This window comes from Dorea sp. ICN-14282 (genome assembly GCF_037890115.1).
In the GTDB taxonomy this organism is placed as follows: Bacteria; Bacillota; Clostridia; order Lachnospirales; family Lachnospiraceae; genus Dorea_B; species Dorea_B phocaeensis.
This window is the reverse complement of sequence record NZ_JBBKBH010000003.1, coordinates 208369-221682: the sequence shown is the minus strand read 5'-3', so window position 1 is coordinate 221682 and position 13314 is coordinate 208369. Positions and strand designations below refer to the sequence as shown.

The 13314-nt window shown below is 42.1% G+C and carries 15 protein-coding genes; 11 read left to right on the top strand and 4 right to left on the bottom strand.

What is annotated here, in order from left to right:
• Nucleotides 1-80: 80 nt before the first annotated feature.
• The 4 genes from WKT00_RS09625 to WKT00_RS09610 all read right to left on the bottom strand — a co-directional run bounded on the left by WKT00_RS09625 (nucleotide 81) and on the right by WKT00_RS09610 (nucleotide 4505).
• The gene (locus WKT00_RS09625; protein ID WP_016304806.1) at nucleotides 81-992 is read right to left on the bottom strand and encodes an AraC family transcriptional regulator; all 912 of its coding nucleotides are present in this window, start codon (nucleotides 990-992) and stop codon (nucleotides 81-83) included.
• 789 nt (nucleotides 993-1781) lie between these two features.
• Nucleotides 1782-2900: an MGDG synthase family glycosyltransferase gene (locus WKT00_RS09620; RefSeq protein ID WP_340263346.1), complete on the bottom strand. Its 1119-nt coding sequence runs from the start codon at nucleotides 2898-2900 to the stop codon at nucleotides 1782-1784.
• 37 nt (nucleotides 2901-2937) lie between these two features.
• Entirely contained in the window at nucleotides 2938-3525 is a 588-nt protein-coding gene (locus WKT00_RS09615; RefSeq protein ID WP_101695854.1) for a glycerol-3-phosphate acyltransferase, read from the bottom strand.
• Nucleotides 3526-3713: 188 nt separating this feature from the next.
• Nucleotides 3714-4505: a MerR family transcriptional regulator gene (locus WKT00_RS09610; protein ID WP_340263343.1), complete on the bottom strand. Its 792-nt coding sequence runs from the start codon at nucleotides 4503-4505 to the stop codon at nucleotides 3714-3716.
• A gap of 116 nt (nucleotides 4506-4621) precedes the next feature.
• Between WKT00_RS09610 and WKT00_RS09605 the strand changes: the two genes are divergently transcribed.
• From WKT00_RS09605 to WKT00_RS09555, 11 genes are all read left to right on the top strand, one after another.
• The gene (locus WKT00_RS09605) at nucleotides 4622-5257 is read left to right on the top strand and encodes a YitT family protein (RefSeq protein ID WP_340263342.1); all 636 of its coding nucleotides are present in this window, start codon (nucleotides 4622-4624) and stop codon (nucleotides 5255-5257) included.
• A gap of 81 nt (nucleotides 5258-5338) precedes the next feature.
• The gene (locus WKT00_RS09600) at nucleotides 5339-6337 is read left to right on the top strand and encodes an asparaginase (RefSeq protein ID WP_340263340.1); all 999 of its coding nucleotides are present in this window, start codon (nucleotides 5339-5341) and stop codon (nucleotides 6335-6337) included.
• Between the two features lie 21 nt (nucleotides 6338-6358).
• Nucleotides 6359-7150: a zinc dependent phospholipase C family protein gene (locus WKT00_RS09595; RefSeq protein WP_340263338.1), complete on the top strand. Its 792-nt coding sequence runs from the start codon at nucleotides 6359-6361 to the stop codon at nucleotides 7148-7150.
• A 92-nt stretch (nucleotides 7151-7242) separates the two neighbouring features.
• Nucleotides 7243-7857, top strand: a complete 615-nt coding sequence (locus tag WKT00_RS09590) for a VanZ family protein (protein ID WP_340263336.1) — start codon at nucleotides 7243-7245, stop codon at nucleotides 7855-7857.
• A gap of 149 nt (nucleotides 7858-8006) precedes the next feature.
• On the top strand, nucleotides 8007-8234 hold the full coding sequence (locus tag WKT00_RS09585) for a helix-turn-helix domain-containing protein (RefSeq protein ID WP_340263334.1): 228 nt from the start codon (nucleotides 8007-8009) through the stop codon (nucleotides 8232-8234).
• Nucleotides 8235-8580: 346 nt separating this feature from the next.
• On the top strand, nucleotides 8581-9081 hold the full coding sequence (gene greA, locus WKT00_RS09580) for a transcription elongation factor GreA (RefSeq protein ID WP_101695770.1): 501 nt from the start codon (nucleotides 8581-8583) through the stop codon (nucleotides 9079-9081).
• Entirely contained in the window at nucleotides 9017-9556 is a 540-nt protein-coding gene (locus WKT00_RS09575) for a hypothetical protein (protein ID WP_173814719.1), read from the top strand. Before greA ends, WKT00_RS09575 begins: the two co-directional genes overlap by 65 nt.
• Before the next feature lie 183 nt (nucleotides 9557-9739).
• Nucleotides 9740-10354 (top strand): RNA polymerase sigma factor, encoded by a 615-nt coding sequence (locus tag WKT00_RS09570; RefSeq protein ID WP_101695772.1) that lies wholly within the window; start codon nucleotides 9740-9742, stop codon nucleotides 10352-10354.
• Entirely contained in the window at nucleotides 10287-11078 is a 792-nt protein-coding gene (locus WKT00_RS09565) for a hypothetical protein (RefSeq protein ID WP_340263331.1), read from the top strand. Before WKT00_RS09570 ends, WKT00_RS09565 begins: the two co-directional genes overlap by 68 nt.
• A 51-nt stretch (nucleotides 11079-11129) precedes the next feature.
• Entirely contained in the window at nucleotides 11130-12044 is a 915-nt protein-coding gene (locus WKT00_RS09560) for an ABC transporter ATP-binding protein (protein ID WP_173814717.1), read from the top strand.
• Complete coding sequence (locus tag WKT00_RS09555; RefSeq protein WP_173814716.1) at nucleotides 12032-13273, top strand: ABC transporter permease subunit; 1242 nt, start codon at nucleotides 12032-12034, stop codon at nucleotides 13271-13273. The genes WKT00_RS09560 and WKT00_RS09555 overlap by 13 nt, the downstream gene beginning before the upstream one ends.
• The last annotated feature ends 41 nt before the right edge of the window (nucleotides 13274-13314 follow it).

The window sequence follows — 13314 nt, the reverse complement described above, 5'->3', positions numbered from 1 at the left end:
CACCTCCTGTAAATGACGGATTTACTTTACAGGTATCATTATAATGCAAAAGGAATAGAAAAAATATTTCTTTTCTGCCCTTATCTATCACTATTCTGCCATTTTCTCCGATATTCTGTGGGTGAACAATGTGTGTATTCTCGAAAAACCTTTCCAAAATAACTGCTACTCCCCAAACCGCACTCATGGCTGATAACGGTAACTGCTTCCTGCCCCTTTGCTAGCATCTGACAGGCAGCTTGCAGACGGTAAGCCTTTATATACTCTACGGGTGTCATGTGCAGACAGTCATGGAACACTCTATAACACTCCCTTTCGCTTAGGTATGCTGCTGCCGCAAGTTCCGGGATAGAGATTTTCTCTCTGTAATGTTCGTGAATATATATCATCATCAGCTTTATTTTATCGTTGCTTTTATTATGTTCCCCCTTTTTTTCACGCATAGGACGGGATAGTTCAAAAAGCATGAGCCATATTTCTGTTAGGGTTTCCCGCAGTTTTATTTCATATCCAAATTCATCACTGGATAAACGAAATGAAGCGGCAAGCAGTTTCAAAATCCTTTCTTCTTCTGCATTGCCTGGAAAAAGCGGAATTACCTCAATCTGTGGGGCTGTTATGATAGGCGCAATATATTTTTGTTCAATCCTGCTTCCCTGTTCCCCGGCAAGTAGGGAAACATCGAAAATATGAAGTAGCTGTATATTCTTTTCTTTCTGCGATATTGCTTTTGTCATATGGAGTACATTGGAATTTACTATGCCGCCGCTTCCAGCCGGAAACAACAGTTTTCCTCCCGGCGTATCATATTCAATGCTACCACTTTCCATATAAAAAAGTTCCACTGTCTTGTGCCAGTGCCACGGTACATAATGTCCGATATACTTGTCAAGTTCTGCCCTTGAAGCGATATAGGGAAAATCTTTTTCAAAACCGGGAAGCAGTTCTTCCTTGCTTCCAGTATAAAATTCAATGCTATGGATATTTTTCATGTCTGTTCACCTGCACATCTGCGATTTTGTATCTGCTTTATGGATTAAATATACTAGAATAGCTCGGTAATTGTCAATCAATCAAAACAGATTCATTTGGAAGATTATAAAAAATAGTGTTAAAAATCAAAGAACAGTTTGTAGAGGAGAAGAGGGATAATGAAAGATAAAAGTATTTTAATTAGTGAGAGGATTTATTGTTGATTTTCTAAGCAAAACCGCTTATAATTTGAGACGGAATATATTGCTATTATCCACAGTTACAGAGCAAGTGTTATCAATGCCGATAACAAAATGATAACATTAGTCCGTATAGGCAGGATAATATGGATAAATCAAATAATCAAAAGAACTGCAAACACGACAACAAATAATCTCTAAACAAAATTGATTAGTAATTGTCGAGTTTGAATAATATTGCGAGAAAAAAAGAGGAAGATGCACATTTGTTATTTTGAGTCATCTCCCTCTTTGATAGTTTAGAGGTGTGGTGAGGCGTAATGAGAAGCCCTGTGTTTGTAACGTGTTTGCAACACCACATTCCAAGAATCCAGTAAAATCAAGCGTTCTCAGTTACGCAAACGTTAATTATACGTTTTCGGAACGTACAATTTCAAAAAGATTTTTCGACTCCTCAGGACTTTGGTTCTGGGGAGTTTTTGTATTAAAAAAACCATGTATTAGCCACATGGTTTTCTATATATAGAAGAATATCTCTGACAGAATGAAGGAGACTGTTTAAAAGAGATTAAGTTCGTGACAATCTGGGAATGCAAAAAGGTGCCACCATTATTTTTTAGCTCGGCATTGAAGTCGGATGAATTCATATAATTGTTCTGCAGCATCCCCGTGAATCTGTTTCGCTTGGCGTTCTATCATCTTTTTTTGAGCTTCTACGTCATTCATAAGACGAATCCCTTTACTGACCTGACCTTTTAAAGTGAGTGCGGACCAGCTCATACCGGCGCGCATAAAGAAGCGACGATTAACCGTTTCGCAGCCTGGAATGGGAGCGGTATGAACCATTGGAACGCCGATGACAGCAGCTTCTGTGGAGGTTAATCCACCGGGTTTGGTAAATACGACATCACAGGCGCTCAAATAAAGAGGCATCTGATTTGTGAAGCCTAATACAATTACGCGAGATTCGTCTTTGAATTTCTTCTTTAATTTTCGTTCTGCTTTTCGATTATTTCCGCAAACGGCAAGGATTTGTTCTGTATCTGTGCGGGAAACTAATCTTTGAATCAGTTCTATAAAATCTCCGGCGCCCATGCTGCCGCCGGCTGCCAGAAAATATTTTTGATTTAATTCTAAGCCTAATTTTTTGCGGGCTTCTTCTTTGCTGATTTTTAATCGACAGTTTTTTGCTACAGGAATTCCAAATGTTTGAATTTTCTCGTTTGGAATTCCTTTTTTTATGCAGGATTTTCGTAAAGCCTCATGGGGAAGAATATAATGGTCGCAGTCTGTTTCCTCCCAAAAGGGAATGCAAGTATAATCTGTCATTACAGCAATCGTTACAGGAAGATCCATTCCCTTTCGTTTCATGTAAGTAACTGTTTCAGCAGGATAGAGATGCGGCATAATCAGAACGTCTGTGGGATGTTCTTTCAGATAGCTGTTGAGATATTTGGCCATACATCCGTTGATATAATAGACAGGTGATTTCCGGGTGAGACGACTGATCACCATTCCTAATTTGTATATAAGTCCAAATAAAAGAGGAGTTTTCTTCACAATCTGCACATAGCCGTCTCCAACTAATTTTGACACGCCATTACCTGCAAGACAGAGGTAATCTAATACATAGGCTTCCTCACCGTGAGTGAGAAGTTCTTCCGCAATTGCTTTTGCCGCAGAATTGTGGCCGCCGCCAGTATTGCAAGATAATAATAATACTTTCATCGAATCCTCCATTCTTTCCTCTTTCCATAGCTTTTTTCTAATGTTGTTCACATGCAACTGCATTTAAATAATGCTTGTGGATGACGATTCCGGCAATTAGTATACATCCATACATGATCATCGTGTGTTTCACAGCAAATACAGCACTGATTCCGAATGTAAAGAAAGCATAGATGCTTTTTCGAGTGTTGGATTTTGCCGGTATTGCCAGAAGAAAGAGTAAATACCAGACAATGAGTAAAACCAGTGGCTGCCAAATAGGAAGCAGCCCCAGTAAAACGCCAAAAGAAACTGCAATTCCTTTTCCGCCATTTCCCCTATTAAAAATAGAGTGTGCATGCCCAAACACAGGCGCTGCGATGACAAATGCAAATAGCCAGGAGTCTGTTCCAATATGGGATATACATAATAGGACGGGAAGAGCTCCTTTTAAAAGATCTAGTAATAGAACGAAAAGTCCGCAGATCGGACCTCCGCATGTGAATGCATTAAATGCTCCAGGATTTCCGTCGTCAGAGTCTTTGGTTACATCGATGTTCTTGAAGAGGAGCGGAATGATCCTGCCAAAGAGAATACTTCCAGAAATAAAACCGGCAACAATATAAAATAAATAGCTATATTCCATAAAATAACCTACTTTCTTGGAATAAAGTTTGATTTGATGATTCTTAAATAAACAATGACAGTTTAACATATTGAAAAAACGCCTGCAACTAAATTGCATATAGAGAATTGCTTTTATTAAAACGTACAGTTTCAAACAAGCTTTTACAACTCCTCAGAAGCCAAGTTCAGAGGAGCTGTTCATGCATTTTATTTAATTGGAAGTTGTAATTGTGTGATATATTCAGATTCATTAGAAGTGGTGTGGATATCAATCCAAAGAATTTCTAATAAATTACCATGAATGGTAAAATTGTGAGTGTGTGCATATTGTGTGAGCTGTTGCCCCCAGTATGCACTTTTTTCATAGCTTCCACGGTATGTAACACAGAGGTAATCACCGCCATCAATGATGTCTGAGCCCTCATCATCTATCAGAAAAACGGATTGGTAGGAGAGTGTTCCCTTATTTAGCAGCGCTGGCAGGGAAACGATGGTTCCGATTTGGTTACTTCCGATGATGTATAATCGATTTTGATTTAAGTTAATGAGCTGTTTAATCAGCAAGTCCATTTCCTCTTCTGTTTCGTATCCTTCGGGGAGGCGATGACAATGGCGAGGGGGAATGTTTCGTAAGTGGATTTTGTCTAAAGGAAGGGATAATGCGGAATGAATGTTGTTTAACCTGTGTTCTACGTTCTTTTGCAGTTTTTGCAGATGCTGCATTTGTTTGGAAATGGCTTCTTTTTCCTCTTCCAACATAGATAGTGAGGATGAGACCGTATGATGATTTAAGTATTTTCGGATTTGCTCCATTGTAAATCCAATGGAACGTAAATCACGGATGACATTTAGTTTCCAGATGTCGTGAATGCTATAATGTCGATATCCAGATTCTGAACGCTTTGGTTTAATAATTCCGATTTCTTCATAATAGCGTATGGAATCTACACCGATTCCGTACAATTTAGAAATTTCACCGATCTTAAAAAAGTTTTTCATAGGCTGTATTTACCTCCTTGACTCTAGTATTATACCAGAGTTTATAATTGCGTCATAGATGGAATCTAAAATTGGATTACAAATTGTAGAAAGAATTGTAGAAAGAGGATTAAAAAATGCGTTCAGTTTTGAAAGAAATTAAACTATCATCGGTATTACTTTTGCTGTTGGGAAGTGCAATATTAGCTTTTGGGCTTTACAACATTCATTCGATGTCCAATGTTACAGAGGGGGGAATCTTAGGGTTAACGCTTCTTTTGGAATATTGGCTTGGCATTTCACCATCGGTTTCGGGTTTTGTACTGACGGTATTATGCTATTTTTGGGGATGGAAATTGCTGGGGAGACTTTTTCTTGTATATTCTTTTATTTCGTCTATTGGCTTTTCTGTTTTTTATAGAATTTTTGAACAGTTTGAACCATTATTTCCTGACATTGGAGAAAGACCACTGTTTGCGGCAGTGGTAGGAGCCCTCTTTGTGGGTGTCAGTATAGGTCTGTGCGTTCGAGTGGGAGGAGCGCCAACGGGCGATGATGCGCTGGCAATGAGTTTGGAGCGGGTATTTCCGGTGGATATTCAATGGATTTACCTGATTAGTGATTTGACGGTGTTAGCTGCGTCGCTTACCTATATTCCGGGAAGTAAGATTGTATACTCTCTGTTAACGGTTATATTATCAGGTCAGGTGATTGGTCTGATGCAAAAGGTTCGCTTTCCTTTTTGTGAGAGCTCCTTTTGCGCTGAAAAATAGATAGAAGAAAAAGGAATAGAAGAAAAATGGTGTGTGAGTTATAATAGGATTAATGAAAGAGGGATCAGGAGATTACAAAGAATGAAAAAGATATTGTTGATTGCCACTGGCGGCACGATTGCATCAAAGTATACAGAGTATGGATTGAAGCCGCAGATTTCTGCGGAAGAACTTCTAAAGTATGTACCGGATGCAGCCGGGTTTTGTGAGATTGATGCGGTAGAACCGTTTTCGTTAGACAGTACCAATGTGTGTGCCGCACACTGGGTAGAGCTGGCGAAGTTGATTGAACAGAAATACGAGTATTATGACGGATTCGTGGTCTGTCATGGGACAGATACGATGGCGTATACTGCGGCGGCTCTTTCCTATCTGATTCAGAATAATCGGAAGCCGATTGTGGTGACAGGAGCGCAGAAACCGATCGATCTTGCGATTACGGACGCCAGGATGAATCTCATGGACAGCCTGCGATTTGCAGCGCATCCGCGGGCGCATGGTACGGTGATCGTATTTGGTGGGAGAGTCATTGCCGGAACCCGGGCGAAAAAGGAATTTTCTAAGAGGTATAATGCCTTTTCCAGCATTAATTATCCGGATATTGCGGTGATCCATGACGATCGGATCGTATTTTATATTGATGATAAGGATCAGGCGACAACACCACTTCGATTCTATCATGCTATGAATAATAAAATATTTCTGATGAAATTGATTCCAAGTATTGATGCTGGAGTTTTGGAAGGGTTGATGCAGTATTACGATGGGCTGATTATAGAATCCTTCGGAGTTGGCGGACTTCCGGACTATGGAGACCATGAATTTATGGCGATGCTGGAAAAGTGGACGAAGGCCGGAAAACTGGTTGTAATGTCTACGCAGGTCACCAATGATGGAAGCGATATGTGCGTTTATGAGGTGGGGAAAGAGATTAAGACCCATTTTCCGATTCTGGAATCTTATGACATGACACTGGAAGCGACCGTGACCAAGATGATGTGGGTTTTTGCACAGACTTTGGATTTTGAAGAATGTAAAAAGCTTTTTTATACAACGATAAATCGGGATATTCTTTTCTAAGAGACAAAAGGAGGGAAGGCTATGCCTGCAATCTATGCACACGACCGCTTCGGCAGGGAGGTGGCGTCCAAATTAAGCGGGGAGATAAAAGAGATTATCAAACGGTATTATACGCAGTTTCAGATTGGGCTGCAGGGTCCGGATATTTTATTCTTTTATCGTCCCTTCTATATCAATGCAGTGGCAAAATACGGAATACATCTTCATCATATTTCGGCGTATCCGTTTTTTGAGCATGCGGTTAAGGTGGTGAAGAAGCGGGGGAGAAATAGCAGAGAGTACGCGTATCTTTTAGGGTTTATCTGTCATTATGCGCTGGATAGTGAATGTCACCCCTATGTGAGTGAGATGATGAAGAAAACGAAGGTTGCACATATGGAGATTGAAGCAGAATATGAGAAAATGCTGCTTCGCATGGATGGTGAGGATCCGTTCTCCTATCCGGTGGCAGACCTGGTGCCGGCAGATGAAGTTACGGCAAGAGCGATTGCGCCGTTTTATGAAAAGGTGAATGAAAAGATCGTTCAAAAATCGCTGTTGTGGCTTCGGTTTGTGAAGCGTCTTTTTACTGCGAAGCATAAATGGAAGCACGATCTTATCAATCTGGTTTTGAAATTGGCTGGTCAGTATCATACGTACAATGGGCTGCTTCATCAACGTATAGATAATGAGAAATGTGTGGAAAGTAGTCTTGGGTTATTGAGAAGAATGCATTATGCAGTGGAGGTTGCAGAAGTGTTGATGCAGGACTTTGATGCTTGTGTTCAGGGGAAGCATACCTTAGGGCTGCGTTTTGATCGAAACTTTGAGTAAATAAAAATCAGAATTTCTTAATAATATTGCACCTCGAATATTAAGGAACCTTCGTTATACTAACAAAAAATTTAGTAAGACGGGGGTGCCATATGAGTTACTTAATGAATGAATATGCAATTTATAGTTTCGGTTGTGTGCTGCTTCCATGTTTGATCTGTCAGCTGGTAATGGTGATACGGGCGGGAAGACTTGGGAATCAATGCGGATTTTCGCATTTTCTGTGGACTTATGTATTTATGGTTTATATTTGGATGGTATTCCAGGTGACAGGACTTGGGACACTAGATGAGATTCTGATGCATTCCGATAGAGGGATTTTTAGAGGAAACATCAATTTGATTCCATTTTCCGATTTGAATGTTAGTTTCTTTCTGAACATTATTATGTGTATGCCTTTTGGGTTTTTGCTGCCGCTGATTTGGAAGGGATATCGAAAAATAGGGCATACGGTAGCCGCTGGATTTGCCTTTTCGGTGATGATTGAACTGACGCAGCTGGTAAACATGCGGGCAACGGATATAGATGATCTGATTGCGAACACACTGGGAGCATTTCTGGGCTATTTAATTTGGAGAGCATTTGCGAAGATATGTGGCGAGTATTTGAAGTCGGAATCCTATGGGAAATGGGAGGCTGTCTGGTATGTGAGTATGTCCGTTTTGGGAACATTCTTTCTCTATCATCCATCTTTTTTGTGGGAATAAGTGCAAATAAATATAAATAATTGTAAATAATGGCAGGTGCAACTGCTGGTTGACAAGATTCCAACTGCTGATTTCTTGCACAGAAATGGAAGGTGCGTTAAACTGAATTCATTGTATAGAATAGATATGGGAAAGGCAGGAAAAGAAACGTGAAGGAAGGAAATCAGGGGAATCATCTGACACTCCGGTTGGGAGAGAAGATTTTAATTGAGAGAAAAAAGAGCGGACTATCCCAGGGGCAGCTTGCCGATATGCTGGGGGGTACCAGGCAGTCGGTCAGCAAGTGGGAGTCCGGCGCAGCTGTACCGGAGCTGGCCAAGCTGGTTGCTATTGCGGAAGTGGTTGGTGTCAGTCTGGACTATTTGGTTAGGGAGTAGGAGCCGCTCTCAGAAGATACAGCCAGATTAGAGGAAAAACTGGATCGTCTGACACGATATGTGAGTGGCTACGAATATACCAGTAAGACAAAAGTATTTGGAATTCCACTGGTATCTATTCGACTGAGCAAAAATAGAACGATCGGGAGGGATTCAACGGCCAAAGGAATTATTGCGATTGGAAATTCTAGGAAAACACCATCCGCGCCTTTGGGGTGTACTTAGAGAATGGATTTCTTTTGTAGGAACACATATGCATTAAGAGGTAAATTAGGCTGGGAGTATTAAAGAAAGAAACCAGAATGGAGATAGAAGAGAGAGATAAGAGAAGGAGTATAAGAGAAAAATGGGAGAGCAGTTGACCAAAAGTGATGTAGAGAAAATTAAGGAAGAAATTGAATACCGGAAACTGGTGGTTCGTAAGAAAGAGCTGGAGGCTGTGAAAGAAGCCAGGGCACAAGGAGATCTGAGTGAAAATTTTGAATATAAAGCAGCGAAACAGGATAAGAACCGTAATGAGAGCCGGATTCGTTATCTGGAGAGAATGTTGAAAAATGCGAAAATCGTATCGGATGAATCAAAGGCGGATGAGGTTGGAATCAACAATACAGTGGATCTTTATTTTGAAGAGGATGACGAGACGGAGACCTATCGTCTGGTTACCAGTGTTCGGGGAAATTCGCTGGCGGGACTGATCAGTATCGAGTCACCGCTTGGAAAGGCCATCAAGGGACACAAGGTTGGTGACCGGGTTCTGGTGAAGACCCAAGGAGGCGGATATTATGTGGAGATTCGAAAGATTGATAAGACGACAGATGACAGCCAGGATACGCTTCGGAAATATTGATAAAGGAATAAGAAATAGGGAAACAGATATGAAAAGCAAGAACAAAAAACATAGTTTGCTATACATATTGGCTGGTGGAATTATCCCAGGAGCATTCCTTGGATCTGTTCTTATTGGTATGCCGGTTTCTGCAAATTCTTCCTGGGTGTGGATTTCACAGACACGGCCCTATGACGTGCTGCCCTGGGTGGCGTTGGTGACAAACCTCTTGTCCTTTGCAGCGCCTTATGTACTTTATTCGTTTGACTCGGTTTTCGTCTGGAGTGGAAGAGATTGGAGAGGCGTTCATTTATACACCGTGGGCGCCATTTATCTACTAATGACCATTGTAGTGGAAATGCCAGTGGTTTATGGGTGCCTAAAGAAATCTGCGAAAGATAGAAAATATCTGATTGGAGCTATTGTAGGCAGTAATGTGGTAACCACACTTATCACAGCAGCTGCCGAGAGGATACTCTGCTGGGGAAAATGGTAAAATCAATTGGGGACGGAGTTTTTTGAAAAAAACTCCGTCCCCAATTGATTTTTTCCTTTATTTTTAATCCTTTTCCAATACCTGATTCGTTATAACAAATGAGGGGACGCCCTTAGAGAGCAGCTGGTGTGGAAAATATGTGGATAGAATGTGGAAAATGTTGTTCTCACAGGAGGTTAGATTTTGACGCGCGAGAAAAAATTAATCAGAAAAATAGAATATGGGGACAGGGAGGCTCTTGGAGAACTGATAGAAATGTATTACCCGGATATTTTGCGATACTGTCGTTTTCATACATTCGGGCGAGTCTGTGCAGAGGATGCAGCACAGGAGACGTTCCTAAAGGTAGTGCGTTATATGGATGTCCGTAGTTTCCGAGGGGAGTTTCGACCGTTTCTTTATAAAATTGCTCAAAATACGTGTATTGATTTGGCAAGGAAACGCTGCTGCAATGATGATGGATTGGAAGATCTGGAGTGGGAGATTCCTTATCTGGAAACAGGATTTGGGAAGGCGGAAGAAGATGCATGGCTGCATCAGCTGATCAGTCGTTTGGAGCCGGAGATACAGGAATTGGTTTTATTGCGATTTGGGCAGGACCTGACACTGGGGGAAATTGCGGAAGTAATGGGGATACCCATGCGAACGGTGCAGTCAAAGCTTCGCACCACATTGAAAAGATTAAAGACAGATCTAACGGATACGAATGTAAAAAAGGAGGCGGGAACGTATGAGACAGACGGAACAAAGACTTTGGGAATATTTTCAGAATCAGAAAATCTGGAAAGGAGATTCTGACAGCGAGGAAATAGAACAAATGGCACTGACGAAAACCATTCAATTAGCGGAGCTGGAACAAAGGGAACGAAAGAAAAGGAAACCTATCGGATTTCGAACGTTTCTTCTGGAGCAGATTCGTCTGACAGGAATGCGAATTTGGAGTGTTCAGATTGGAATCGTACTGGTGATATTTATGCTGTTGGATTTGCTGACAGGAATGGAGTTTGAGTATTTTACGGCAAAGAGCTTTGTGTTTCTGGCAGGAGGAATCGGAGTTTTGCTGTTTTCATCGGTAGTGCCTGTTCTTTATCGGGCAAGACGGTATCAGATGCTGGAGGTAGAAGCATCTGCCAGGTATTCCATATGGGAATTGCTGTTGACGAGAATCCTGATCTATGGAACGGGAAGCTTGTGCATGTTATTTTGCGTTGTATGGCAAATCAGAAAAGTGTCGCCGCTTCCGCTAATGCAGACGATTTGGTGTTTGTGCCTGCCGTTTCTGGCAGCGTGTAACGGTGGGATTTATCTGCTTCGTAAGGTTAAGTTTTTTCATTTTCAGCGGTGGGCGTATGGAATGTGTGTAGGAATGGTGTCAATTCTTGCGAAATTTGCGCAGTCTTATTCCGAATATTATCAGGTGGAATCTTTGGTTTTCCCTGCCTTGATGGCACTTTTTGCAGTGGGGATTGTCTATCAGTGTATCGATCTTTTGCGCAAGGAGGGGCGCACCGTATGTGAATAGATGTGCAGTGTAGGAAGCGTATTCTGTATATGGATAGAAAAGGAGATAAATATGGAACTGGAAATCAGAAATATTTCAAAATATTATAAGGACAAAAAAGCGGTGGATCAGGTGTCCCTTACCCTGACGCCGGGCGTGTGGGGGCTGTTAGGCGCAAATGGTGCGGGGAAGACGTCTTTGATGCGGATGATTGCCGGAATTGTACAGCCTACATCCGGAGAAATTTTTTACGATGGGCTGCCAATTACCATGTTAAAGGGAAAATACAGAGAAATCTTTGGTTATCTTCCGCAGGAATTTGGATTCTACCCGGAGTTTACGGTGAAATCTTATCTGGAATATGTGGCCTCATTAAAAGGCCTTTCAAGGGTGGAGAGTAAGAAAAAGATTGCCGAACTTTTAGAGAGACTGACTCTAAGCGAGGTGAAAAATAAAAAGATTGTGAAGCTTTCTGGTGGAATGAAACGAAGAGTGGGTATTGCCCAGGCGCTTTTAAATGATCCCAAAGTATTGATTCTGGATGAACCAACCAGTGGGCTGGATCCGGGAGAGAGGATTCGCTTTCGCAATCTGTTGTCAGAATTTGCAAATGATCGGATTGTGTTGATTTCGACTCATATTGTATCAGACGTGGAGTATATGGCAACGCAGAATGCGATTATGAAGGAGGGACACATTATTGAGACGGGATCCACAGAAGAGCTGATTTGTCTGGTGGAAGGAAAAGTATGGAGTGGGGTGATCCCGGCGCAGGAGATCGCTTCTTACGAGAAAGGTATGCGGATCGTTAATCTGCGAAACGAAGACTATGGAATGGTGTCCGTGCGTTATCTGGCAGATGGTCCGCAGATCCCGGATTCGAAATCTGTGCCGCCGAAGCTGGAGGATCTGTATCTGTGGTTATTCCCACAGGAGGATTGTATGGAAAGAAATGGGGAAGGAGGAGAAGTGGAATGCGGTTTTTAGGATTGGAAATGAAACGGATACTGACTACAAAACGCACCTGGATTTTACTGGCGGCAGCGCTGGTGTTTTCCGGGATGCTGGCATATATTCCGGTTACCTTTGAGGAGGTTAGCTATACCGATGAACAGGGGCAGGAGATTTCTCTAAAGGGAAGAGAAGCCGTAACTTATCTTCGGGGACAGCGGTCTAAGCTAGAAGGAGAGGTAACGCCAGAGAAGGTAAAGCAGGCTCTTTTTGCCTATCAGGAATGTCTGACGAAATATGGCGTGGAAGATACCTACGAATTGCCGGAGGAAGCAGATACGACGATGCTGATCCCTTACTGGGAGCTCATTCATGGCGTCAGGGAAGCATTTGCGGATGAAAATGGAATGGCGCCGGCGCTGACAGAGATTCCGATTGAGGAGACGAATCGTTACTATGAAAAGGTTCAGGAAAGGACGAAAGCTCTTCTTGCGATGGAGCAGCCAGGACACAGATCTGCCCAGAAGATAGGAGAAAATCTGTATCAGGATGTGGAGAAACCATTTCAATATTATTCGGGAATCAGCAGTAATGCGATGGATTATCAGGTGCTGCTGATCTATTTGATTACCATCTTGTGCGTCGTGATAGCGTCGCCGATATTTAGTTCTGATTATCAGACGGGAGCAGATGACATCCTTCGATGCACGAAGCACGGAAGGGGAAAGATGGCGGCCTGCAAGATTGGATCTGCAGTTTTGATCTGCGGCAGTACCTTCCTGATCTGTTCTATGGTGTGGATTGCAGTTACCAATACGTTGTTTGGATGGGAGAGTACGAAAACATCGCTGCAGGTCATCTTCTCTATTTCCAGTTTGCCGAACTTAGACATAGGACAGACGCAGTGGCTGAATCTGGCAGCTGGATTTCTGATGTTTTTGGCAATGATCAGTTTTGCTCTGTATTTGTCTACGAAGATGAAAAGCATGGTTTCATCTTTGGCAGCTGCGTTGGTGTTCTGTTTCTTGCCGGTGTTTGCAACGTCTGTATTTCCAGGTCAGTTGGGGCTGTGGCTGCAGTGCCTGCTACCGGGCGGTGGAATTGGGATGGGCAATAGTTTTCTGTATATGCTGATTGATTTTAAGTTCCTGCATTTGGGAAGCCAGTCGGTATGGATCCCTTATGTACTTGTGGCGGTAACCCTGGTTCAGATTCCGGTGTTCTTGGGAGCAGCAGTGCATTCCCATTGTAAGATGAGAAAGTAATTAGCAGATGAAATAAAGAAAAAGATCGGAGATAATGGCGT